The sequence below is a fragment of the Pararhizobium qamdonense genome, from assembly GCF_029277445.1.
GTDB lineage: Bacteria > Pseudomonadota > Alphaproteobacteria > Rhizobiales > Rhizobiaceae > Pararhizobium > Pararhizobium qamdonense.
The window spans coordinates 2,180,679-2,203,269 of sequence record NZ_CP119566.1; the positions used below are offsets into that span (position 1 = coordinate 2,180,679).

General features: G+C 61.4%; 28 protein-coding genes. 15 read left to right on the plus strand and 13 right to left on the minus strand.

Going from position 1 to position 22,591, the window contains the following annotated elements; genetic code table 11:
- Nucleotides 1–23 precede the first annotated feature (23 nt).
- Complete coding sequence (gene ilvN / locus PYR65_RS10425; protein ID WP_060638868.1) at nt 24–596, plus strand: acetolactate synthase small subunit; 573 nt, start codon at nt 24–26, stop codon at nt 594–596.
- Nucleotides 597–666: 70 nt separating this feature from the next.
- Here the strand turns inward: ilvN and PYR65_RS10430 are convergent, their stop codons facing one another.
- Nucleotides 667–1,512 (minus strand): aldo/keto reductase, encoded by an 846-nt coding sequence (locus tag PYR65_RS10430; RefSeq protein WP_060638869.1) that lies wholly within the window; start codon nt 1,510–1,512, stop codon nt 667–669.
- Nucleotides 1,513–1,596: 84 nt separating this feature from the next.
- On the opposite strand from PYR65_RS10430, the gene PYR65_RS10435 reads away from it, so the two are divergent.
- The 7 genes from PYR65_RS10435 to PYR65_RS10465 all read left to right on the plus strand — a co-directional run bounded on the left by PYR65_RS10435 (nt 1,597) and on the right by PYR65_RS10465 (nt 5,389).
- Nucleotides 1,597–1,866 carry an AbrB/MazE/SpoVT family DNA-binding domain-containing protein gene (locus tag PYR65_RS10435; protein WP_276117909.1) on the plus strand — a complete coding sequence of 90 codons (270 nt, stop codon included), beginning with the start codon at nt 1,597–1,599 and terminating at the stop codon, nt 1,864–1,866.
- Nucleotides 1,859–2,218 carry a type II toxin-antitoxin system PemK/MazF family toxin gene (locus tag PYR65_RS10440; protein ID WP_276117910.1) on the plus strand — a complete coding sequence of 120 codons (360 nt, stop codon included), beginning with the start codon at nt 1,859–1,861 and terminating at the stop codon, nt 2,216–2,218. Before PYR65_RS10435 ends, PYR65_RS10440 begins: the two co-directional genes overlap by 8 nt.
- 81 nt (nt 2,219–2,299) lie before the next feature.
- Entirely contained in the window at nt 2,300–2,893 is a 594-nt protein-coding gene (locus PYR65_RS10445) for a LysE family translocator (RefSeq protein WP_276117911.1), read from the plus strand.
- 31 nt (nt 2,894–2,924) lie between these two features.
- Entirely contained in the window at nt 2,925–3,722 is a 798-nt protein-coding gene (locus PYR65_RS10450; RefSeq protein ID WP_060638873.1) for a bestrophin-like domain, read from the plus strand.
- 29 nt (nt 3,723–3,751) lie between these two features.
- A complete protein-coding gene (gene nthA / locus PYR65_RS10455; RefSeq protein ID WP_276117912.1) occupies nt 3,752–4,381 on the plus strand; it encodes a nitrile hydratase subunit alpha in 630 nt (209 codons plus the stop codon).
- Complete coding sequence (nthB, locus tag PYR65_RS10460) at nt 4,378–5,037, plus strand: nitrile hydratase subunit beta (protein ID WP_060638875.1); 660 nt, start codon at nt 4,378–4,380, stop codon at nt 5,035–5,037. Before nthA ends, nthB begins: the two co-directional genes overlap by 4 nt.
- Entirely contained in the window at nt 5,024–5,389 is a 366-nt protein-coding gene (locus tag PYR65_RS10465; RefSeq protein ID WP_407951228.1) for a nitrile hydratase accessory protein, read from the plus strand. The genes nthB and PYR65_RS10465 overlap by 14 nt, the downstream gene beginning before the upstream one ends.
- Nucleotides 5,390–5,413: 24 nt before the next feature.
- Here PYR65_RS10465 and PYR65_RS10470 read toward each other — a convergent pair whose 3' ends face one another.
- The 4 genes from PYR65_RS10470 to PYR65_RS10485 form a co-directional block, all read right to left on the minus strand.
- Nucleotides 5,414–6,202 carry an anti-sigma factor family protein gene (locus tag PYR65_RS10470; RefSeq protein ID WP_276117914.1) on the minus strand — a complete coding sequence of 263 codons (789 nt, stop codon included), beginning with the start codon at nt 6,200–6,202 and terminating at the stop codon, nt 5,414–5,416.
- The gene (locus PYR65_RS10475) at nt 6,199–6,753 is read right to left on the minus strand and encodes an RNA polymerase sigma factor (protein ID WP_276117915.1); all 555 of its coding nucleotides are present in this window, start codon (nt 6,751–6,753) and stop codon (nt 6,199–6,201) included. Before PYR65_RS10475 ends, PYR65_RS10470 begins: the two co-directional genes overlap by 4 nt.
- Nucleotides 6,737–7,111, minus strand: coding sequence for a COG4315 family predicted lipoprotein (locus tag PYR65_RS10480; protein WP_276117916.1), 375 nt, complete (start codon nt 7,109–7,111; stop codon nt 6,737–6,739). The genes PYR65_RS10475 and PYR65_RS10480 overlap by 17 nt, the downstream gene beginning before the upstream one ends.
- A 100-nt stretch (nt 7,112–7,211) precedes the next feature.
- A complete protein-coding gene (locus tag PYR65_RS10485) occupies nt 7,212–8,312 on the minus strand; it encodes an AbrB family transcriptional regulator (RefSeq protein WP_060638906.1) in 1,101 nt (366 codons plus the stop codon).
- A gap of 217 nt (nt 8,313–8,529) precedes the next feature.
- Here PYR65_RS10485 and PYR65_RS10490 point away from each other — a divergent pair, with 217 nt between their 5' ends.
- A complete protein-coding gene (locus tag PYR65_RS10490) occupies nt 8,530–9,660 on the plus strand; it encodes an ATP-dependent DNA helicase (RefSeq protein WP_276117917.1) in 1,131 nt (376 codons plus the stop codon).
- Nucleotides 9,661–9,676: 16 nt separating this feature from the next.
- On the opposite strand, the gene PYR65_RS10495 is transcribed toward PYR65_RS10490, so the two are convergent.
- Nucleotides 9,677–10,357, minus strand: coding sequence for a MerR family transcriptional regulator (locus PYR65_RS10495; RefSeq protein WP_407951229.1), 681 nt, complete (start codon nt 10,355–10,357; stop codon nt 9,677–9,679).
- Nucleotides 10,358–10,684: 327 nt separating this feature from the next.
- On the minus strand, nt 10,685–11,800 hold the full coding sequence (locus PYR65_RS10500) for a hypothetical protein (RefSeq protein ID WP_276117919.1): 1,116 nt from the start codon (nt 11,798–11,800) through the stop codon (nt 10,685–10,687).
- Nucleotides 11,801–12,172: 372 nt separating this feature from the next.
- Between PYR65_RS10500 and PYR65_RS10505 the strand changes: the two genes are divergently transcribed.
- Complete coding sequence (locus PYR65_RS10505) at nt 12,173–12,928, plus strand: pyridoxine 5'-phosphate synthase (RefSeq protein WP_276117920.1); 756 nt, start codon at nt 12,173–12,175, stop codon at nt 12,926–12,928.
- 43 nt (nt 12,929–12,971) lie between these two features.
- Here the strand turns inward: PYR65_RS10505 and PYR65_RS10510 are convergent, their stop codons facing one another.
- Nucleotides 12,972–13,859 (minus strand): SDR family oxidoreductase, encoded by an 888-nt coding sequence (locus tag PYR65_RS10510; protein WP_276117921.1) that lies wholly within the window; start codon nt 13,857–13,859, stop codon nt 12,972–12,974.
- A 158-nt stretch (nt 13,860–14,017) separates the two neighbouring features.
- Here PYR65_RS10510 and PYR65_RS10515 point away from each other — a divergent pair, with 158 nt between their 5' ends.
- Entirely contained in the window at nt 14,018–14,422 is a 405-nt protein-coding gene (locus tag PYR65_RS10515; protein ID WP_060640505.1) for a winged helix-turn-helix transcriptional regulator, read from the plus strand.
- Nucleotides 14,423–14,503: 81 nt separating this feature from the next.
- Nucleotides 14,504–15,793, plus strand: coding sequence for an FAD-dependent oxidoreductase (locus PYR65_RS10520; RefSeq protein WP_276117922.1), 1,290 nt, complete (start codon nt 14,504–14,506; stop codon nt 15,791–15,793).
- Here PYR65_RS10520 and PYR65_RS10525 read toward each other — a convergent pair.
- Both PYR65_RS10525 and PYR65_RS10530 read right to left on the minus strand, forming a co-directional pair.
- Nucleotides 15,736–16,737, minus strand: a complete 1,002-nt coding sequence (locus tag PYR65_RS10525; RefSeq protein WP_276117923.1) for a bifunctional helix-turn-helix transcriptional regulator/GNAT family N-acetyltransferase — start codon at nt 16,735–16,737, stop codon at nt 15,736–15,738. The two genes, PYR65_RS10520 and PYR65_RS10525, sit on opposite strands and share 58 nt — an antisense overlap.
- Nucleotides 16,738–16,802: 65 nt before the next feature.
- Nucleotides 16,803–17,522, minus strand: a complete 720-nt coding sequence (locus tag PYR65_RS10530) for an aspartate/glutamate racemase family protein (RefSeq protein ID WP_276117924.1) — start codon at nt 17,520–17,522, stop codon at nt 16,803–16,805.
- 173 nt (nt 17,523–17,695) lie between these two features.
- On the opposite strand from PYR65_RS10530, the gene PYR65_RS10535 reads away from it, so the two are divergent.
- Together PYR65_RS10535 and PYR65_RS10540 are read left to right on the plus strand one after the other, a co-directional pair.
- Nucleotides 17,696–18,160, plus strand: coding sequence for an Lrp/AsnC family transcriptional regulator (locus PYR65_RS10535; RefSeq protein ID WP_060640523.1), 465 nt, complete (start codon nt 17,696–17,698; stop codon nt 18,158–18,160).
- A 111-nt stretch (nt 18,161–18,271) separates the two neighbouring features.
- Nucleotides 18,272–19,567, plus strand: a complete 1,296-nt coding sequence (locus PYR65_RS10540) for an NAD(P)/FAD-dependent oxidoreductase (protein ID WP_276117925.1) — start codon at nt 18,272–18,274, stop codon at nt 19,565–19,567.
- 67 nt (nt 19,568–19,634) lie between these two features.
- Here the strand turns inward: PYR65_RS10540 and PYR65_RS10545 are convergent, their stop codons facing one another.
- Nucleotides 19,635–20,690 (minus strand): SDR family oxidoreductase, encoded by a 1,056-nt coding sequence (locus PYR65_RS10545; RefSeq protein WP_276117926.1) that lies wholly within the window; start codon nt 20,688–20,690, stop codon nt 19,635–19,637.
- A 95-nt stretch (nt 20,691–20,785) separates the two neighbouring features.
- Here PYR65_RS10545 and PYR65_RS10550 point away from each other — a divergent pair, with 95 nt between their 5' ends.
- Nucleotides 20,786–21,691 carry a LysR family transcriptional regulator gene (locus tag PYR65_RS10550; RefSeq protein WP_276117927.1) on the plus strand — a complete coding sequence of 302 codons (906 nt, stop codon included), beginning with the start codon at nt 20,786–20,788 and terminating at the stop codon, nt 21,689–21,691.
- Nucleotides 21,692–21,705: 14 nt separating this feature from the next.
- On the opposite strand, the gene PYR65_RS10555 is transcribed toward PYR65_RS10550, so the two are convergent.
- A complete protein-coding gene (locus PYR65_RS10555; protein ID WP_276117928.1) occupies nt 21,706–22,017 on the minus strand; it encodes a hypothetical protein in 312 nt (103 codons plus the stop codon).
- Between the two features lie 17 nt (nt 22,018–22,034).
- Nucleotides 22,035–22,484 carry a hypothetical protein gene (locus tag PYR65_RS10560; RefSeq protein ID WP_276117929.1) on the minus strand — a complete coding sequence of 150 codons (450 nt, stop codon included), beginning with the start codon at nt 22,482–22,484 and terminating at the stop codon, nt 22,035–22,037.
- Nucleotides 22,485–22,591 lie beyond the last annotated feature (107 nt).

The following is a 22,591-nucleotide window of genomic DNA, read 5'->3' on the forward strand; positions in this document are numbered from 1 at the left end:
TGGAATAGGAAAAGGACACGATCATGAACGCACATCTTCAGCCGACCGGCTCCGCCTATTTCATCGCCAAGGAAACCGAAAAGGCGGAAAACCACACGCTATCGGTTCTCGTCGACAATGAACCGGGCGTCCTTGCCCGCGTCATCGGCCTGTTTTCCGGCCGTGGCTACAATATCGAAAGCCTGACGGTGTCGGAGACCGAGCACCAGTCGCATCTGTCGCGCATCACCATCGTTACGCGCGGCACGCCGCATGTGCTGGAACAGATCAAGGCACAGCTGGAACGCATCGTTCCGGTCCACCGCGTCGTCGATTTGACCGTGCGCGCTGCCGAACTTGGCCACGACCGGCCGATCGAGCGTGAAGTGGCGCTGGTCAAGGTCAGCGGCCAGGGCGAAAGCCGTGCCGAAACCCTGCGTCTGGCCGATGCCTTCCATGCCAAGGTGATCGATGCGACGCTGGAGCATTTCATCCTCGAAATCACCGGCAAGTCCTCCAAGATCGACCAGTTCGTGGCGATCATGAAGCCGCTCGGCGTGCTTGAAGTCTGCCGCACCGGGATCGCGGCGATGAACCGTGGCCCGCAGGGGATGTGAGTTGCAAGCTGCAGATCGAATGATGAAAGGGCGCCGCGAGCGCCCTTTTTCATGGCCTGAAATAAGAGGCTCAGATCATCTCCAGCGGCATCTTTCTGCCGGGGGGCGGGAAGGCTTTGTCGAGGGTGGCCAGGTCCTCGGCCGTCAGCTGGACCTCAACGGCTGCCCGGTTTTCGCGCACACGTTCCGGCATGGCGGTCTTCGGGATCACGATGACGCCGGGATTGCGGATCAGGAAGGCAAGCGCGACCTGCGCCACCGTTGCCTGATGGGCCTTGGCGATATGAATGAGATCGGGATGGCGCAACAGCCGACCCTCGTCGAGCGGTGAATAGGCCATCACCGGAATTCCACGAGCCCTACTGTCCTTCAACAGATCATATTCGATGCCACGGCGGGCGAGATTATAGAGCACCTGGTTGGCTGCGGCATTGCCGCCCTCGGGGACGGCGAGCAATTCGTCCATATCATCGGCATCGAAATTGGAAACACCCCAGGCGCCGATCTTGCCGGACTGGCGCAGGGTCTCGAAGGCTTCGACGGTTTCTGCGAGCCTGTAGCGGCCGCGCCAATGCAGAAGGTAGAGATCGATATGATCGGTGCCGAGCCTCTTCAGGCTAGCTTCGCAGGCCTTGATCGTGCCGTTCAGGCTGGCATTGGTGGGCAGGACCTTGCTGACGAGGAAGGCATCGTTTCTGCGGCCCTTGATGGCTTCACCAACAATCCGTTCGGCGCCACCATCGGCATACATCTCGGCAGTGTCGATCAGCGTCATGCCGAGATCAAGGCCATGGCGCAGGCACTTGGCTTCGTCAGCGGCGCTCGCCTTGCGTTCGCCCATATGCCAGGTCCCCTGGCCGATGACGGGGACGGCCTTGCCTGAGGGAAGGGATGTGGTGGGAACGGGGCGTTGCATGCAAGACCTCTTACAGAGCGATGATCATCATATTGTTCGCATGTCTGCGTCGTGATATACACAGTATATCATTGAGGCGCGGGCATGACCAAGATTACAATCTCTAAATGGGGAAACAGTTCCGCCATCAGGCTGCCGAAGGCGGCCATGGACGAACTCGGCCTCGTGGATGGCGACACGATAGATCTGACGGTACGCAACGGTCAGGCTATTCTTGAAAAGAAACGGCTGCAACTCGCTCCACCCTTGACGGAAATGATCGCTGAAATGGATCGCCTCGGTTGGGAGAATGAGCCCAGCACCGTCGATTGGGGTCCTGATGTAGGGTCTGAGCGCATTTCAGACCATGACTGACAGAATCCCGGCCGCAGGCGATATTTACCTTGCTAATCTCGACCCGACAAAAGGAAGCGAGCAATCCGGCATTCGGCCCGTCCTGATCATTTCGTCCAGCCTTATGCATCAACGATCGCAGCGAGTGATCGTTTGCCCGATCACGAGCAATATGCAGGTGTGGACGACGAAGGTGGCGTTGCCGGCCGGCTTGAAAACCTCCGGCATGGTTCTGACCGACCAAATCCGTACCGTGGACAAAACCGAAAGGCTGCTGCGGTACATTGAAACCGCTCCAGCCGATTTCGTCACGATCGTTCGCAGCTATGTCGGCCGATTGCTCGAACTCGACGTCCCACCACATGCGCAATGAGCGCTTCTTGTCACCCTGACAAGTTTCGGGTGGTCTGTCCAAATGGGTCAATTAACCTGACCTAAATATCGGGAGGACTTCATGCAGGCCGAGACGCTTCTGGCGTTGTTTCTTTTTGCGTTCACCACATCGATCACGCCGGGTCCGAACAACATGATGCTGTTCGCCTCCGGCGTCAATTTCGGCTTTGCGCGCACCATTCCGCACATGTTCGGCATCGGCGCCGGGTTTTTGACTTTGCTGATTGCCGTCGGCCTTGGGCTGGGTGCGCTGCTGCATTCCGTGCCGATGCTCTATACGGGACTGAAATTTGCAGGCGGTGCCTATCTCGTGTGGATCGCCTGGAAGATCGGGACGTCGCGGACGCTGGCGGACGGCAAGGCAGGAGCGGTGCCGATGACCTTCCTGCAGGCGGCGGCGTTCCAGTGGATCAATCCCAAGGCCTGGGTCATGGCAGTGACGGCGATGGCGACCTATACGAGCGAGCAGAGCTACATAACGAGCGTGTTCATCGTCGGTGCCATCTTTGCGATCGTCAATGTGCCCAGCGTTTCGACCTGGGCCGGATTTGGTTCCGCTTTGCGGCAATGGTTGTCAAAGCCGGTGCGGCTGAAATGGTTCAACATCACCATGGCGGTCTTGCTCGTTCTCAGTCTTTGGCCGATGCTGCGTTAACGCGGCCGGTTACGGGCGATGGGAGGAGAGCATGCCGGACCTGATTGTCTTGATCCTCGACGGGCTTGCATTCGTCGCCGGCGCTCTAGTGATCGTGTTCGGGTCTTATTTTGCGGCGCGCGCCTGTCTCAATCCCGGATTGGAAAGCGACCGGACCCATGACGCGGCAGCGACCATCGCCGTGCGGATCGCCGCTTTACACGGTTTGATCCTGGCGCTGGTCTATGCGCAGGCACTCGGCGACTACAAGGGCATCCGCAACAATCTGATGGAGGAAGCCGTGGCGATATCGGATGTGTTCAACGATGCCGGACGGTATGGCGGCCCAGTGGTCGCTCCCGTCCAGAAGGGGCTGTCAAGCTATGTTGTCACCGTCGTTGGGGAGGAATGGGACATGCTGGGCCGGCGTCAGGGCCTGTCGCCGAAAGCGTGGGCGCTGTGGAACGACGTGTATGAGCATCTGCTCGACCTGGAGCCGCAAACCGACCGGCAGCGTTATCTCAGCAATCGAATGCGCGACCGGGCAGCGTCGATTGCACGCTTTCGCGAGATCCGTGAGCAAACGGCGGCGGGCGGCTTTGAGGGCATGTTCTGGGCACCGGCGGTGATCGGGCTCTGCCTTTTGTCCATCCCGTTCTATGTCTATCGTCCAAACCGGACGCATCTGTTTCTGCTGTCGATTTTCGGCGCCTATTCCGGCGTCGTACTTTTCTTCATTTTCGCTTTTTCCAACCCGTTCGGGCAACCGGGAGGACTGGACCCCGTCGCCTTCCAAAATCTGTTGCGCGGCGACATGGGCAACGGCCTGCCGCCGGCAGCAACAAACTGAACACCGGATCCGTACACTTCGAGGGCGCCATGCACGATCACGACGATCACGATCACGATCACCACGACAACCATTTCTCCGGCATCCAGGCCCGGGTGAAGGCGCTCGAGACCGTTTTGACGCAGAAAGGGCTGATCGATCCGGCGGCGATCGATGTTATCGTCGAGACCTATGAAACGAAGATCGGCCCGCGCAATGGCGCCCGTGTCGTTGCCAAGGCCTGGAGCGAGCCGGAGTTTGCCGACTGGCTGCGCCGCGATGCGACGGCGGCGATTGCCAGTCTTGGTTATACTGGACGCCAGGGCGAGCATATGCGGGCCGTATTCAATACGGCGGACACGCATAACCTCGTCGTCTGCACTTTGTGTTCCTGCTACCCCTGGTCTGTGCTGGGTCTGCCGCCCGTCTGGTACAAGGCGCCGCCCTACCGCGCGCGCGCGGTGATCGATCCGCGCGGCGTGCTTGAGGAGTTCGGCGTAAGACTTTCCGATGCCAAGAAAATCCGTGTCTGGGATTCGACGGCGGAGCTCCGCTATATCGTCATTCCCGAACGCCCTGCGGGCACCGGAGGTCTCGATCAGGAGGCGCTTGCCGATCTCGTCACGCGCGATTCGATGATCGGCACGGGCCTCGCGATACCGGCGGGAGAGGCACGATGAACGGGGCGCAGGATCTGGGTGGCCAGCATGGCATGGGGCCGGTGGCGCCCGAAAAGGACGAGCCTTATTTCCATGCGGAATGGGAAAAGCGGGCGCTTGGCCTGACGCTCTCCTGCGGGGCGTTTGGCGCCTGGACGATCGATGAGAGCCGCCATGCCCGCGAAAGCCTGGCTCCCGCCACCTATCTTTCGGCCAGCTATTACGAAATCTGGATGCGCGGTCTGGAGACGCTGTTGCAGCGGCACGGGTTCGTCTCACCAGCCGAACTGGCTGCCGGGCAGATGCTGGAAAAGGGCCGCGACCCCAAGCGCATCCTGACAGCGGAAATGGTGCCTGGCGTGCTTGCCAAGGGTGGCCCGTGCGACAGGCCGGCGCCGGATGCGCCGCGCTTTGCCGCCGGCGACCGGGTGCGCACGAAGAACTTCAACCCTGAAACCCATACAAGGCTGCCGCGATATGCCCGTGCCAAGCAGGGTATCGTCGAGGCCGTACAGGGGGCGTTCGTGTTTCCGGACGACAACGCCCATGGCAAGGGCGAAAATCCGCAATGGGTCTATACCGTGGTTTTCGACGGTGGTGAAATATGGGGCGAGGGAGCTGATCCGACGCTCACCGTCTCCATCGATGCCTGGGAGAGTTACCTTGAACGCGTTTGAACCATCGCTGAGCGGATCGCCCGGCCTGCCGAAATCGCAAGAAGGCGATCCGGTCTTTGCCGAGCCCTGGCAGGCGGAGGCCTTTGCCATGACCGTGCGGCTGCATGAAAAAGGGGTGTTTTCCTGGAGCGAATGGGCCGAGGCGCTGTCGCACGAATTGTACAAGCCCGGCCGGCGCGCCGATGCAAGCGACTATTTCGATTGCTGGGTGGCGGCCCTGTCGCGCCTCGTCACCGAACTGTCGATCGTGTCAACGGACCAGCTCGACCATCTCACGCACAGCTGGCAGCGGGCGGCCGAGGCAACGCCGCATGGTGAGCCCATTCTGCTGGAGAACGATCCGCAGCGCTGAGTGTGTCCCGTTTGAGGCTGAGCATCACGTCTCGAATTGCCGGTAACATTCCTCGGCGATTTCCTGCAGCTTGGCGCGGCTGACCTCGCCGGTCACGGCATAGCCGATGGAACCGTCGATCCAGTAGAAGGTTTCGAGCGTTCCTGCGGATTGAAAGCGGAAACTGGTTTCGGCGTTTTCCGGGTTTTTTCCGAGAAGCACAGTCAGGCGCTGACCGGCGGTATCCTGATACATCAGCATCGCGCCAGCCTTGCCGTTGACGGGCAGGAGCCTGCCGCCGACCAGCGAAAACCCGAGCGATGTGAGGTCCGGCGCCACCAGCTTGTAATCCAGGCGCTTGCCGAGCCAGGTGACAAGATGCTCTTGCTGATCGGCACCGACTTCGACGGGATGGCGCTTTTCGCTGGCATAGACAAGAAATGCGGTCTTCGACTGGCCGGGCAGGCTGTCCGCTGTGGTTTGGATGGAGCCGGGCTCATTGATGAACCGCTCGCCATAGATACCGGCCGCAGCACCCGACATGAACAGCAGCAGCGATGCGGCGATGAGTGCGCTCCGGCGCCAGACCGTCGAGGGCGGTGGTGCTGTTCTCACCCTGCTCAACAAGCGGCTGTCGTTGTCGTCCGGCCGCGCATAGCCTGAGAATGCGGCTTGCAAGTTCGCCGCCTGTGCCTGCCACTGGCGCACCTCGGCTGCTTCCTGCGGATGGTCGCTCAGCCAGCGTTCCACCACCTGCCGGCGTTCCGCGTCGAGAAAGCCATCGACATAGGCGTGCAGATCTGCCTCGGTGACCGGTTTTTGATCGTCTGTCATTTCGGTCTCCGCAGGGTAACGATGTTGTTGTCGGCCAGATGCGCCATCATTTGCCGGCGGGCGCGCGAGAGGCGGGACATGACAGTGCCGATCGGGATCGCCAGCATGTCCGCGACATCCTGATAGCCATAGCCTTCGATGACGACCAGCATCAGGACGGAGCGGTGATCTGCGGTCAGCGCGTTCAGCGCATTCTGCAGCCGCGTCTTTTCCAGCGGGTCGCCTGAGACGTCGTCTGCGGTCAGCCCCAGCGTCTCGTTGAACTCGACCGAGGGATGCTGGGCGACGCGGCGGTGCCGGTCGCGGTAAAGATTGGTCATGATGGTAAAGGCCCAGGCGCGCAGGTTGACGCCGCGCCACTGGGAACGGCGCACCAGCACCTTCTCGACGCAATCCTGCAGCAGGTCTTCGCCGTCGCTGTCGGATTTGGCGAGGCTGCGGGAATAGCGCCGGAGCGACGGCACCAGGGACAGGATCTGGTTTTCGAACGTATCGGCGGAAGGGGGACTTGCCCCCTTCGCACCGGCATCTTGATCAGGGGCGTGCGGCATCCCAGACCTTTCCGACACCGTCGCCGGTGGCGTCGCCCGTTTTCGTGTCCTTGACGAAGAAGTAGAGCGGCATACCCTTGAGAGCCCATTGCTTCTTGCCTTCCTTGCGCTCGACCAGCGTATAGTCGCCGTCGGCTGCAGCGGAGCCTTCCGCAAGGTAAGGCGGCCAGTTGGTGGCGCATTTATCATAGCAGTAGGATTCGCCCTTTTCATCCATCTTGTAGGTGTAGAGCGTCATTCCGTTGTCTGCGGCAATGACCTTGCCCTTTCCGGTTTCCACCGTCTGGACGGCAGGGGCGGCGAAGGCGCAGGCGGCGGATATGAGGGAGAATGCTGTGACGAGCGGCAGGAATCGCATGGGATGTGTCCTCTCTGGAGTTTCTCGTTTAAACCGCTTCTTCAGCCGGTTCGAACGTAAGACACATCAGAGAGGCTTGTTATTCCCTCTTCAGCAAAACTTATCGTGGCGGCAGGGCTTTTGCGGCGACGAAGCGGGCAAGCGACGGTCCAATCGCCATGATCATCAGCAAACGGGCCGTCTGCAGCGCCATGACGAAGGGCACATCGACATTGCTGGAGGCCGCGATGATGGCGATCGAATCCATGCCGCCGGGGCTGGTGGCAAGATAGGCCGTCAGCGGATCAATGCCGGCGGCATGGACCAGGATATAGGCGAGCATCCCGGAAAAGCCGATCAGGACGAGAATGGAGATGACGGTCGGAACCAGCGCGCGCCGGGCATGTGCAAGGATCGGCCGGGTAAAGCCCAGCCCGATATTCCAGCCGAGCATGGCGTAGCTCAGCGCCAGCAGCCATTCGGGGATCTCGATGACCAAAAGACCGCTGACACTGAGCGCCGAGCCGAGCAGGAACGGCACCAGAAAGACGCCAGCCGGGATGCGCAGCCATTTGCCGAGACAGCCACCCACAAGCGCAAGCGCCAGGGTTTCAAGGAAGGGTACGAGGTGGATCGGCCCGAACCAGACAATCTCCGGTCCCGGTCCGTCGATCCCCGCCCAGTAGCGCGCAACGAGCGAGGCGGCAGCGGCGACGAAAACGACGCGCAGATATTGCATGAAGGCAACCAGCCGGACATCGGCGCCATAGGCATCGGCCATCACCAGCATCGAGGTGGCGGCCCCGGCAGAGGAACCCCAGATCGCTGTCGTGCCGGGCAGGATGTTGAGCTTGCTGATCACGAAACCGCTGAGCGTGCTCATGGCAATGACAGACAGGACGATGGCGAGGAATAGCGGCCAGTTTGAAAAAAAGGTGGTCAGAATGCCGGGACGGATGGTTTCGGCAATCATCGTGCCGATGAGAGCCTGGGCGCAGAGGAAAGCCGGCCGCGGCAGGCGGATGGTGCCGCCATTCATGCCGACGACGGCCCCCGCCACCATCGGCCCCATCAAAAGGGCAGCCGGAATGCCGGTCAGTTCCAGCGCGCCGGCAAGAACTGCGGAGATGAGGAGCAGAAACCCCCATTGCATGGGAACGGACCAGCGGCCGATGCCCGATGCCACGGGAGCGGACGGGTCTTCGGAAGGTTCAGGCGTCACGTGGGGCACTTTCAAATCGTCGAGGGGCGGCGCTTGGGAGGCGGGCTTGGGACCAGTCTTACCATGCGGTGTGGCATTGGGATATGCGCGCGGTGTGGCGCTTTCTTGCGGTATCTTGCACTCTTGAGCGAAAATGTGATGCGGACGGTGCGGCCGCGCGCCGCCGATCGATGCTGCAGACGCGACAGGCAGCCCCGAATCGGGCAATAGAACAAACATGGAATTCGCACCGCAACAGGATGAGGCCCTCAAGGCCGTTTCGCGCTGGTTGAAGGAAGGGCGTTCGCCGCTGTTCCGGCTGTTTGGCTATGCCGGTACCGGAAAAACGACGCTTGCCCGGCATTTTGCCGAGCATGTCGAGGGCGACGTGCTGTTTGCCGCCTTCACCGGCAAGGCTGCGCAGGTCCTGCGCTCCAAGGGCGCCAAGAACGCCCGCACCATCCATTCGCTGATCTACCGGCCGCGTGGCGAGGAGGAGGTTTCCGACGAGGAGACCGGCAAGACGTCGATCTCGCCGATGTTCTCGATCAACCGGCAGTCGCCCGTCGCCAAGGCAGCGCTGATCATCATCGACGAGTGCTCGATGGTCGATGAGGCGCTCGGCCGCGACCTGATGAGTTTCGGCACGCCGATCCTGGTGCTGGGTGATCCCGGCCAGCTGCCGCCGGTCTCGGGCGGGGGATACTTCACCAATGAGGAACCGGACTACCTGCTGACCGACATTCACCGGCAGGCGCGCGACAATCCGATTATCCAGCTGGCCATGCATGTGCGCGAGGGCAAGGAGATCATGCACGGCGACTATGGTTCGACCGCCCGGGTGATTTCCAAGAACGAGGTGACGCAGAGCCTGGTCCTGGATGCCGACCAGGTGCTGGTCGGCACCAACAAGACGCGCCGCCGCTACAATACGCGCCTGCGCGAACTGAAGGGCTTTACCACCGAATATCCGCAGTCGGGCGACAAGCTGGTTTGCCTGCGCAACGATCCGGCCAAGGGCCTGCTCAACGGCTCGCTCTGGCAGGTGATGACCTCGTCCAAGGAAACGGTCAAACCCGGCATCAATCTGATGATCCGTCCGGAAGACGACGACATGGACCGGGGTGCCGCCAAGATCAAGCTTCTGAAAACCGCTTTTGAAGATGTCGAGGGCGAAATTCCCTGGTCGACGCGCAAACGCTATGACGAGTTCGACTATGGCTATGCACTGACGGTGCACAAAGCCCAGGGCTCGCAGTGGAACGACGTCGTTCTGTTCGATGAGAGCTGGGCATTCCGCGATACCCGCGAGCGCTGGCTTTACACCGCGATCACCCGTGCAGCCGAAACGCTGACGATCGTACGCTAGAGCCTCGGACGGGGTTTTAGTCGGCGGACACAAATCCCATCAGTACGGCCTTGGCCACGGCCTGGAAGCGGTTATGGCCGTTGAACTTGCGGATGATGCCGGATTCCAGCGTCAGCACAGCGGTCATGTCCATATCCATCATCACGGCGATCCGGTTTGCCGGGTAGCCCTCGGCCATGAAGGCGAGGCACTTGGTCTCGATCGGTGAAAGATGGATGGGCGGGACGGCAACGCGCTCCGGATTGTCGCCGTCGCCAGCCGATTCCAAGAGTTCGCTGATCCGCTGCATCTGACGCCGCAGGATGGATTGCTGGGCTGCAAGTTCGCGCTTTCGCCCATTCAGGGCATGGTCGAATATCTCTGCCGCATGCGTTTGGCTGGATGCGGCGTCCAGGTCTGCCATCAGTTCCTGAATGGCTGAAATCGGCATATCGATCTCGCGGCAGGCATTGATGACGGCCATGCGGCGGATATCGTCCAGCCCGTAGACGCGCATCGGCCCCATTCGATCGGCTGAGAGCAGGCCTTTTTCCTCGTAGAAATGCAGGGTGCGGTGGGTGACGCCGAAGGCATCCGCCATATCGGCTATGCCGACATGATTGTCCGCGATCGTTCCCGGCAACGGGAGATGCGGAAGAAAACTGGACGGTTGACGGCTGCCTGCGTGGGAAGGATGGGTCTTTCCGTGTTCTGGCATGCTCTGATCGAACCCCGCTGGTTGACCTGCGGGAAAATTACCCTGGAGACAGCAGTCCAACTGTCGTCCTTGAGTTGCTCCCTGATGCCATGCACGCCATCCCGACGGGAAGGAAACTCGCAACCATCGTGCCTGCTTGATGAGCGACCCGGCTTTCTCCCACTTGCACAGACAGAATACACGTCACGCGCGTCTATGAATACCTAGTAACTTTAGGGATGAAATCTGAGGTTTTTCAGTGGTTTCCGTGGTCTCCTCCTGAAAAATACTATTTCTCAGCAGGATTTTTCACAGTTTTGCGCATCCGGCAGGAAACAGCTGCGCAGATCAGCGGATCAATGTCAAAGGCAGGGCGCCGGCATGGATCACGAATTTCAGCTTGCGCTGATGGTTGACCGACAGCTTTTCCTGGCAGGACTTGGCTTCCTGGAAGGCCTCGCGGGTCTGCTGATGGCGATAGACGTCGGTCAGCGCCATGCATTCCATCAACGGGCTGCCGGTCTGCTTTTCACGCGCATAGAGGAAGATATTGCCGTCCGAAGCCAGCACCTTGGCGGCCAGTGCCAGGCTCTCGTAGAGAATATCGGCTTCGCTGGACAGATGCGCGGCATCGATGAACTGGTCGTAGACGATATCGGACGAGACATCGTTCTTGATCAGAACGCGAAGTCCGGCCGGCGCGCTTTCCGGCAGCACGGAAACGGTGAAGGCCAGCGGATCGGACACTTCGCGTTCCGGCCGCTGCCACAAGACGGCGCCGGGAACTGCGGCGATGGTGCGGTAATGGGAGGCGGCTGTGCGGAACGCATCGGCGAAACGACCGGCCGCGCCGCTGCGCGGCCATTGCGAACGCACCGTTATCTTCGGCAGATCATCGCCGAATTTGCGTTCCAGCACAGCGCCGTGCAGGCTCGATTGCGCCGCTATGTTGACGCTCAGGGCCGGTGACGACAAGGGCACGAAAATCAGTAGCGGCAGCACCGACAGCACCGCGATAGGGGACGACAGCGGAGCAGGCAGCCATGAAAAACGTCTGTTTGCGGCCCGGCGCGGCGGCGTTGCCGTGCGGCCCGCCTCGGGGGCTGCAACCGGCAAAGCCCGCTGGCGCCGGTACTCGGGCACATAGGTGCCCTTCGGGATATCGATGCGCCAGAGATCGCCGGCGCCTTCGCCGGCATAATAGGCGGCCAGCAGCTTTCGCAGCTTGCCGGCATGGACGCGCACGAGGGGATCGCTGTCGGCATTGAAAGCCTGCGGCCGGTCGAACACGTCGATGCCGATCGTATAGCCCTTCAGCTGGTGGCCTGTGCCTTCCATCTCCTTGTCGACGACATAATTCAAAAAGGCGCGCAGCCGCTCGGAGCGGGAAAAAAGAGCGCTCGACAGCACGCCGTCAAGCGATTGACGGATGGCCTGGTCGTCGGGTCTCTCATGCTGCGCCATTATCGTGCTCTCCCCGAATAAACCATCGAGATCAGCGCTTCCCTCATGGAAGCTGGTGGCGATGGGATGGCGTCTGGGCAAAAACGAGGGCTCATCGGTTCCGGCTTGGATGATTCTGTGGATTTGAAGTACCGCCGCTCACCGTTCGGGAGTGTATGGCCTGTACTTGTGAGTCTCTATTAAATCGAAGTTTTGTCAGTTTGTCAGGTACCGCATTCATTTAACGTGAGTTTTGTCTGAAATAAAGGCGTCGGGCGGGATGCAGACGAATATTGTCACGGAGACGCTTTCTCAGGTGCGCCCGTGTTGCGGGCGATATCGCGAACCGCTAGAAGGGGCGCTACGACGGCGGTATCCCTGGAAGGTGCTGAAATGGCTGCGAAACTCTCGGTAAACCTGAATGCGATCGCGATGCTGCGCAACCGGCGCGATCTTCCCTGGCCGTCCATTACCGCGCTTGGGCAGATTGCGCTTGCGGCCGGTGCAAGCGGGCTCACCGTGCATCCACGCCCCGATCAGCGGCATGTCCGCTTTTCCGATCTGGCACCGATCCGCGCGCTGATCGACGATCTGTATCCTGAGACCGAGTTCAACATGGAGGGATTCCCGAACGAGGAATTCCTGCTTCTGGTCGAACGCCACCAGCCAGAACAGGTCACGCTGGTGCCTGACGATCCCGCCCAGGCGACCTCGGATCACGGCTGGGATTTCCGCAAGAACCATAATCTGCTGGGGAATGTCGTCGGCCGGTTGAAGAAGGGCGGTTTTCGCGTATCGCTGTTTGCCGATGGCGATCCGGACCTTGAGGCATTGACGATCGCCAGGGAAACCGGCGCCGACCGGATCGAGCTCTATACCGGCCCCTATGGCGGCTGTTTCGACGATCCCGAGCGCGGCGCGGTGCTGCTTGACGAACTGGGCAAGACCGCCGATCTCGCCGCGACCCTGGGGTTGGGGGTCAATGCCGGCCACGACCTGACGGTTGCCAACCTGCCGGCACTGGCGGCGCGGCTCTCCAATCTCGCCGAAGTTTCGATCGGCCACGGGCTGACTGCCGACGCGTTGGAATATGGCATGGCGGAGACGGTGCGCCGCTTCTGCCGGGCCTGCGGACAGGATGTTGCTTGATTACAAGGTAGAAGGGCTCCGCATAAACGGAGCCCTTTGTCATTTAGCCGAGCAGCACCGCTTTGCTGGCAGCCAGAAAATCTTCCAGCGTGGTCAGTGGTGCGCCCGAGAGCTTGCCGGCATCAGGGGTGACGAGGTCGATATGGCCTTCGCGCGTGTTGGTATCGAAGGATACGATGACGGGAATGATGAAGTCCGGCATGCCGGCTCCTTTCAGTCCGCCTGCCAGCTGCTCGTCGGTGACATCGATGACGTCGAGCGACTTGCCGGTTACTTTCGACACAAGGGCTGCGACTTCGCCGGTGGTGCGCTTCGTCTCGCCGGTCAGCGTATAGATTGTGCTTTCGGTTGCGCCGGATGCGAGCGCGTTTGCGGTCGCCTTGGCGATGTCGGCGCGGGCGATATGGGCGAGCTTGCCCTGACCGGAGGCGCTATACCATTTTCCCTCTGACAGCGCGTTCGGCAGGGCCATGAACAGGTTTTCCATGTACCAGCCATTGCGCAGGATCGTGTAGGCGATGCCGGTTGCCTTGATCGCATTTTCGGTGCCGAGATGATCCGGCGCGAAGGGAATGACCGAGGTTTCCGGGTTCGGCATCGAGGTATAAAGGATGTGCTTGGCGCCGGCCTTCTTGGCTGCCGCGACCGCTGACAGATGCTGGCGCAGGCGCTTACCGGGTTCGTCCAATGCGTCGGTGGAGATGATCAGGATGCGGTCGGCGCCCTTGAAGGCGGCATCCAGCGACGCGGCATCATCGAAATCGGCGGCGCGGGTCTGGACGCCCTTTGCCGCGTAATCGGCCAGTTTTTCGGTGTCGCGGCTGGTGGCGATGATATCGGCAGGGGCGACCTTGCCTGCGGCCAGAAGTTCATCGAGGACGAGCCGGCCAAGCTTGCCGGTGGCGCCGGTGACGAGGAGAGTTTCGGACATGATGGTTCCTTTGTGTGTCAAGTGACGTCGGCTTGTTGCCGAAGCATCCCGTTTGAGATATGGTTCCGAAATGAGACCTTCTCTTATTTCGTCATCTGCCGGCGGATGTAAAGGAGGCAGTTTTTTCTACGGTGGTTACGTGAAGGATACCGAGCCCCATGAACAAGATGACCGGAAAGACCGAAGGCGAGCGCGTGATCGTCGTCATGGGCATGGCGTTTTCCCGCGAGCAATGCCCGGTCCGTGACGTCATCGACAATATCGGCGGCAAGTGGAATACGCTGATGATCCTGGCTTTGGCTGACGGCCCCATGCGGTTTTCCGCACTGCGCCGTCTCATTCCGGATATTTCCCAGCGCATGCTGACCCAGACGCTGCGCGACCTGCAGCGCGACGGCTATATCGGCCGTCAGGTCTTTCCGACGCAGCCGCCCAGCGTCGAATATAGCCTGACCCCGCTTGGCCAGTCCTTTCTCGTGCTGGTGAAGGGGCTGGTCGATTGGTCGGTGGAGCATCATCAGGCGATCCGTTCGGCCCGCACCGAATATGATGCCGCTGCGTGAAAGCATGTGTCTTTCCCGGCTGGACGGTGCGTTGCGCCGGCTGTTAGAGATGCGGCCGGGGCGCTATCCGGATAGGCATGGATGAAACAGATCGATATTGGCGTGGTGGGGGCGGGGCCTGCGGGACTGGCGGTTGCGCTTTTTCTGTCGCGGGCCGGTCACCGCGTTGAAATCCTCGAACGGTTCGAGACCCCGGCGCCGGTTGGCTCAGGCCTGTTGATGCAGCCGACCGGTCTGACGGTGCTGGCAGCCCTTGGTCTGTTCGACACGATCCACGCGCTCGGCAATCGCATCGACCGGCTGCACGGCGCCGACGCCGTCAGCGGCCGCACGGTTCTCGACGTGCGCTACGACGCGGCACCCGGCGGGCGCTACGGGCTGGCGGTGCAGCGCGCGGCACTGTTCAACGCCCTGCACGATGCCGCGGTTGCGGACGGCATTCCGATCCGTACCGGGCTCAATCTGGCTTCGACTGTGCAGCATGGAGGGCGCGCCGAATTGCGGGATCAGGCGGCACGGGTGGTTGGTGATTATGGTCTGGTCATCGATGCCAGCGGCGCGCGCTCGCTACTGGCGGCGGGATCGGAGCGTGCGCCGCGCATTCGCGACCTGGCCTATGGCGCCTTCTGGGCGACGCTGGACGGTGCGGGTGCGCGCTATGATCCAACCGCGCTGTCGCAGCGCTATGACAAGGCCAAGGTGATGATCGGCCTGTTGCCGGCCGGCCGCGCCAGCCCCGGTGATCGCGATAGGGTGGCGTTTTTCTGGAGCCTGAAGATTGCCGATGTCGAAGCGGTCAAGGCGGCCGGTCTGTCGCGGTGGAAATCGGTCATCCGCACTTACTGGCCGGACTGTGAGCCGTTTCTCGATCAGATCGGCGATTGGGAGCAGCTGACGCTGGCGCGCTACGCGCATCGCACTGTGCTTCCGCCCTATAGCGGCAATCTGGTTTTCATCGGCGACAGCGCCCATTCGACCAGCCCGCAGTTGGGGCAGGGCGCCAATATGGCGCTGCTTGATGCAGCAGCGCTTAGCCATGCGCTTGAAATGTCCGGCGATATCCCCTCGGCGCTGGCTGCCTATGCCCGGGCCCGGCGCAATCATGTGCGGCTGTTCCAGCTGTTGTCGCTCGCCTTCACGCCGTTCTACCAGTCGGATTCCACTGCGATTGCATGGATACGCGACCGGCTGGTCTCGACCATTGCCAAGGTGCCGCCCATGCCGGGCCTCTTGGCCGCAATCGTGGCCGGCACCGTGATCGAACCGTTCAAATCCGCCGGGCTGACGGAGCATGACTGGCTTTCGACGTCCTATCAGGCGGATGGAGCTGTGCCGGAATCTGGGGCCGTCAGGTCCAGCGCCCAGATCTGACCGTTGAGGTCCTTGCCGAAGGAATGGTGCGGCTCTTGCCGCCCCAGCGTGAACCCGGCGGCGACATAGATTTTTCGTGCGGACACGAGAATATCATTGGTCCACAGTTCCAGCCGCCGGTAGCCGGCGTCCCTGGCAAAGGCGATGCATTCATCGACCAGTCTCGTGCCGAGACCTTGGCCGCGCGCAGCGGCTTCGACGCTGAGAAGGCGCAGCTTGGCCATCCCTTCGCTGGCGCCCTTGACCAGGAAAATGCTGCCGAGAAATGCGCCGTTGCGTTCCGCGATCCAGCAACGTTCGCAGGCGGGATCGAAATTGCGGATGAAGGCAGCGCAGATCTCCGCGACCAGCGCCTCATATTCGCCGTTCCAGCCATAGGTCTCGGTATACGCCTTCGCCTGGCTGGAAATCACCATGCCCATATCGCCGATCCGGTGCGGCCGGATGGTGATGGGAGCCTCGGTGCTGCTGGCGCCGGAAAGCAATGTTTGCACCAAAGCCATGGCGGCAGCGAGATCGCGGCGGCCTTCTTCTGCGATCGGCTGCAAAAGCGCAACGATGCGTTGGCGCGACCGTTGCGCAAGGTCGGTTGCGACCCCGCAGCCGCGCAGCGTCAGACGCAGCAGGCGGCCACGGCCGTCGGCCGGGTCCTTGGTGGTTTCGAGAAGACCGGCATCGCTGAAGGATTTGAGCATGCGGCTGAGATAGGCGGGGTCGAGCGACAGCTCCTCCGTCAGCCGGGACGCCGAGGTGGTGCCCTTAGCTGCAAGCTCATAGATCACGCGCGCTTCGGTCAGCGTATAGGGGGTGTCCATGAAGGCGCGGTCGAGCACGCCGATCCGGTTGGTGTAGAACCGGTTGAAGGCGCGGATCGCTTCGACCTCGTCGTCGCTAATGTCAGTAAAGGCCTGATGGGACGCAGCGGGCTGGCTGTGTTGCGGCATGGCATTCTCCTTCGAACGCCATGATCGCAATTTATTTGACTGAGTCAAGTATTATGGTGCTGGCTTCAAGCCGCTTTTTTGCCGCCCTGCGACACGCCTTCAAGCGCGAAGGCGACTGCGGCATCCGCGTGGATGGCGGTGGAATCAAAGCCGGGCAATGGCAGGTTTTTCGGGTCCAGAATCAGGCAGATCTCGGTGCAGCCGAGAATGATGGCGTCGGCGCCCTGATTTTTCGCCCGCTCGATGACTGCCATCAAAGCCTGGCGGGAACTGTCGCGGATGATGCCGGCGCAGAGTTCGCTGAAAATGATGTCGTGCACGAGGGTGCGGTCCTCGGCATTCGGCACCATGACATCGACGCCGTCGGCAGCCATGCGGTTGGTGTAGAAGCCATGCTCCATCGTGTAGCGCGTGGCCAAAAGCAGCGGACGCTTGATACCGGCGGCCTTCATCGAGGCGGCCGTTTCATCGATGATGTTGATCAGTGGCACGGCGATTGCGGCCTGAACCTCGTCGGCGATCAGGTGCATCGTGTTGGTGCAGATCAGGACGCAGGAGGCGCCGGCGGCTTCCAATCCTTGTGCGACCTCGGACAAACGCCGGGCGGCGTCATCCCAGCGCCCGGCCTTCTGCATCTCGACGATGGTCTGGAAATCGACGGAATGCAGCATGACTTCGGCGGAATGCAAGGCACCCAGCCGTTCGCGCACGGCCTCGTTGATCATCCGGTAATAGACTGCCGAGCTTTCAAAGCTCATTCCACCGATGAGGCCGATCTTGCGCATGATGCTGTTCCTGTTCCGCTGTGTTTGTTTATGCGCAGATTGTCACTGATACCAGACGGAAAGAGTTCGCTTTGTTGCGTGACATCGGCGGCGTTTGCGCGTATTTTTTGCGCGATTTTAATTCGTGGCGCAAATAATTCTTGCATGCGCGGACATGCCGGGGAGAGCAGGGCGTGCTGGACGAAAGAGACCGGAAGATTCTGTCATTGCTGCAGGAGGATGCGAGCCTGTCGGTTGGCGACCTCGCCGACAGGGTCAGCCTGTCGATCTCCGCCTGTTCCCGCCGCATCCAGCGGCTGGAGGAGACCGGTTATGTCGCCCGCCGGATCGCGGTTCTCGATCGCGACCGGATGGGTGTCCCAACCACGGTATTTGCGCTCATCAAGACCGCGCACCATTCCGACGACTGGATCGACATCTTTCGCAAGGTGATCGCCGATATTCCCGAGATCGTCGAAGCGCACCGGCTGACCGGCAATTACGATTATATCCTCAAGGTCGTCCTGCCGCGCGTCGAACATTACGATGTCATCTACAAGCAGATCGTCCGCAAGGTCGAACTGTTCGATGTCTCGGCCTCGATTTCGATGGAAATCCTCAAGAGTGGCATGTCGGTGCCGGTCGAATATGCGCGATAGATGCCGATAGAGTTACCCGGCCGGACGGAGCAGGGGTGTCATGCCGAAAGTGCAGTTGTATATCTCCCGTGCAAGCTTAGAGATTAGACTGAAAAAACAGGAGATCGGATCATGCCGCAGGATAGTCTTCACCATGTCGTCGTCATCGGTGGCGGGTTCGGCGGATTGCAGCTGGTCAAGGATCTCAAGGGTGCGCCCGTCAGGATCACCCTGATCGACCGGCGCAATCATCACCTTTTCCAGCCGCTGCTCTATCAGGTCGCGACGACGCTGCTGGCCACATCCGAGATCGCCTGGCCGATCCGGCGGCTGTTCCGCGACAGGCCGGAGGTGACGACGCTTCTGGCTGCGGTGGAAAGCGTCGATCCGGTGGCCAGGACCCTGGCACTGGATGGCGGCGAGACCATCGCTTACGACACGCTTGTTCTGGCGACAGGGGCGACGCATGCCTATTTCGGCCATGACGAATGGGAGCCCGTGGCGCCGGGTTTGAAGACGCTTGAGGATGCGACCACCATCCGTCGCCGTCTGCTGCTTGCCTTCGAGCAGGCCGAGCTGGAGACAGATGCCGAGGCGCAGGCCGCGCTCCTGACCTTCACCATTGTCGGTGCCGGGCCAACCGGCGTCGAGCTTGCGGGGATTATTGCAGAGCTTGCGCACGTCACCCTGCCGCAGGAGTTCCGCAATATCGATACGCGCAAGACGCGGGTGATCCTTGTCGAGGCGGGGCCGAGGGTCCTGGCGAGCTTTGCCGAGGAATTGTCCGTTTACGCGCAGGGTGCGCTCGAAAAGCTCGGTGTCGAGGTGCATACCGGCGAGCGGGTGACGGACTGCAGCGCGCAGGGCGTGATGATCGGCGAGCGGTTCCTCGGCAGCCGGACGATCGTCTGGGCAGCCGGCGTCCAGGCTTCACCTGCAGCCAAGTGGCTCAATGTTGCGGCCGACAAGGCGGGCCGCGTCATCGTCGAAAAGAACCTTGGCGCACCTGGTCTTGCCGATGTTTTTGTGGTCGGCGATACCGCCTCCGTCATTCAAGACGACGGCAAGCCGGTGCCGGGGATTGCGCCGGCCGCCAAGCAGCAGGGCGCCTATGTGGCCGGGGTCATCAAGGCGCGGCTGGCGGGGAAGCCCAATTTCCCCCCCTTCCGCTACCGCCATCAGGGCAGTCTTGCAACGATCGGGCGGCGCTCGGCGATCATCGATTTCGGCCGGTTCAAGCTGAAGGGCGCGCTCGCCTGGTGGATCTGGGGCCTTGCCCATATCTACTTCCTGATTGGCACCCGCAGCCGCTTCGTCGTCGCGTGGAGCTGGCTGTGGATCTATCTCAGCGGCCAGCATACCGCCCGGCTGATCACGCAGAAGGAAACGCTGCCGGCGCCGCCAGCCGGGAATGATCAGGGCAGATAGCCGCGACACAGATGAGATATTGCGGGTTGCGGCCATCCGGATGCCGGATGGCCGAAGCATCGTTGGATTACGGAATGATCCGCTGGGCACGCATCTCGCGAAATACCGACAGGAACATCTCGTCGGTCTGCACGTAGTCGTGAAAGCCCAGCCGCCGTGCCTTGCTGCCATCGGCAAAGAAATCGTAGTTCCAGCTGAACACCGCATCGCCGAAACCCCAGGACGAGACGGCTTCATAGGGGTGATCGGCAAGCCGGTATTTTTCCTTCATTGCCTGCCAGAGTGCGGCTTTGTCCGCCATCACCCCATGGAGCGACATCGGCAGCGGTGCCGCCGTTTCCATGTCGAAGAAGCGGGCGATCTTCGGCCACATCTCGTTCCAGCGGAACAGGTCGCCATTGGTGATGTTGAAGGCCTGGTTGGCGCATTGTGGATGGGTGGCGGCCCAGACGGTTGCCCTCGCCAGAAGGCCGGCATCGGTCATTTCGAGCAGCGTATCGTAGGCGCCGGGCTTGCCGGGGAAGCGCAGGGGCAGGCCGAGCTCCTTTGACATCGCCGCATAGAGCCCGATCACCATCGCCAGGTTCATTGGATTGCCGGTGGCGGTGCCGATGACGACGGAGGGGCGCAGCGCCGACCAGGTCCAGGACTTGCCCTGTTGCTGCTTTTGCAAAAACGCCTGCTGGTCCATGTTGAATTCCGGGGGCATGTGATTGTCTTCGTCTTCGCGGGCCGGCGTCTTGAAGGGGCCGAGATGGGCGCCGTAGACCTTGTAACCCTGCATCAGGCTGACATGGGCGAGGTTCGACGCCACCTGTTCGATGGCGGTGACGGCATTGACCAGCATGGCGAGATTGGGCGCGACCAGCGCCGCGAAGGTCGGGCGCTCCTGGTAGGCAGTGTAGAAAACATGAGTCACGCCCATGAGATCGGCGAGTTTGTTCAAGCAATCTGTGGGATCGAGCAGATCGACGGAAATATGCCGGATCTTCCCGGTCGATTGCCCGCCGCGCCGCGACAGGCCGATTACCGACCAATCGTCCAATGTTTCGAGATGCCGGGCGAGATTGCCGCCGATGACGCCGTTGGCGCCGACGATGAGGGCGGTTTTGTGCAGGTCCATGACAGTCTCCTATGTGTCGATGGATCAGATATGGACGCGCGCCGATTTGAGAACTAGACAACGGTAAGGCATAGGATTTGTGAGGTGACGGCACAATGGCGCGGCTGGATATCAATCGTTCCGGCGAGATGGAAGTGTTCGTGCGGGTGGTCGATCTCGGCGGCTTCTCGGCCGCCGCCCGTGATTTTGCCATGACGCCGTCTGCGGTCAGCAAACTGGTGACGCGGCTGGAAACCCGGCTGAACGCGCGCCTGGTCAACCGCTCGACGCGCAAGCTGCAGCTGACGCCGGAAGGCTGCCGCTACTACGAACATGGCGTGCAGGTTCTGGCCAATCTCGATGAGGCGGAGCGGGCGGCTGCTACCCCCGACAGCCCGAGCGGCCGCATTCGCGTCAGCACCAATGTGCCATTTGCCCGCCACATGCTTTTGCCGGTGCTTCCCGAATTCCTGGCGCAGTTTCCCGAGGTCTCGCTCGACCTGTCGCTCACCGATCACGTCGTCGATCTACTTGACGATCGCACTGATGTCGCCGTGCGGGCGGGGCCGCTTAAGAGTTCGGCGCTGATGGCGCGCAGGCTTGGTGCCGTGAAGATGCATATCACTGCCGCACCCGCCTATCTCGAACGCAAGGGCATGCCCCGGCATCCCGGCGATCTGGCTGATCACAATCTGCTCGGTCCGAACTATGTCCGCGCAAGCGGCGGCTGGCCATTCTGCATCGATGGCGTGGACCGGGTGATCAAGCCGGTGGGCAGCATCCAGGCGAGCGATGGCGAGGCGTTGCGGGAATTGGCGCTGTCGGGCGCCGGGTTAGCGCGGCTTGCGGATTTTCAGGTGCGGCGCGATTTCGCGGAAGGCCGGCTGGTCCCTGTTCTGCAGGTGTTTACGGCATCAGACAGCGAAGAGGTGCACGCGATCTTTCTCGGGCAGGGCGGCCATATGCCGGCGCGGGTGCGGGTGTTTCTCGATTTCCTAGCCGAACGCTGCCGGGTTGGATGAGGTCGCCCTGCTCATCAAGGCTTCAGGCGTTTGCAGTCGAACATGTCGCCGCTGGCCATCGACAGCCATTGCATCGACGTTGGCGTGACGCTTGAAAGGCCGATCTGGTAGTTGCCGTCGAAGGAGAGGATATAGTTGCCGTCCTGCTTTTCGACCTTGCGGATCGGCATCGGCCCTTCGCCGGCATCGTAGCTATCCGCCGTGAAGCTGAAGGTCGCGACGCCGCAATCCCAGCGTCCGGCATAGGGCGCGTCTCCGGCGGCAAGCACCGGCGTCGTGGTGGCAAGGGCAATGACGGCTATCGACGCGATCATATCAAGGCGCATGGTTTTCCCCCAAGCGTTCAATTGTTGATGCTGATCACGGCCCAGTGGGACGAACTGCAATCACCGGTGTCGCAGACATTGCTCATCCACACGGCACCATCGGCCAGCATCACGCCGTCGCTGTTGACGAAGAGTTGGGCGAAGCTCTGGCCGGCGACCGCATCGCGGGTATCCTGCGTCACCAGCGAGTCGAAATTCTCGATGAAATCATCGGCGTTCTGGATCTCGTAGCTTTCGCCATTGGCCGCCACCCGCAGCGGATATTCGGCAAGCCCGGCGATCGTTGCCGCATCATCATTGCCCATCGCTTCCACGAGGCTCAGCAGCGGTTCGCTGAGATCTCCGGCATTGCCATGCAGGGATTCGATTCGGTTATAGACCTCCTCATCGGATTGAGCGGTGGCGGCTACGGGGAAGAAGGCAAGCGTCGCCGACAGGAGCAGGGCTGATATGGGCAGGCGGGGCATGAAAACTCCGGGCTATGGTGTGTCTGAGGCCGCACACTAGCCGAGCATACCCCGAAACGGAACGGGACCTGATGGCGCTGAGGTGTCCATTTTTGGGGCTGGCGGTG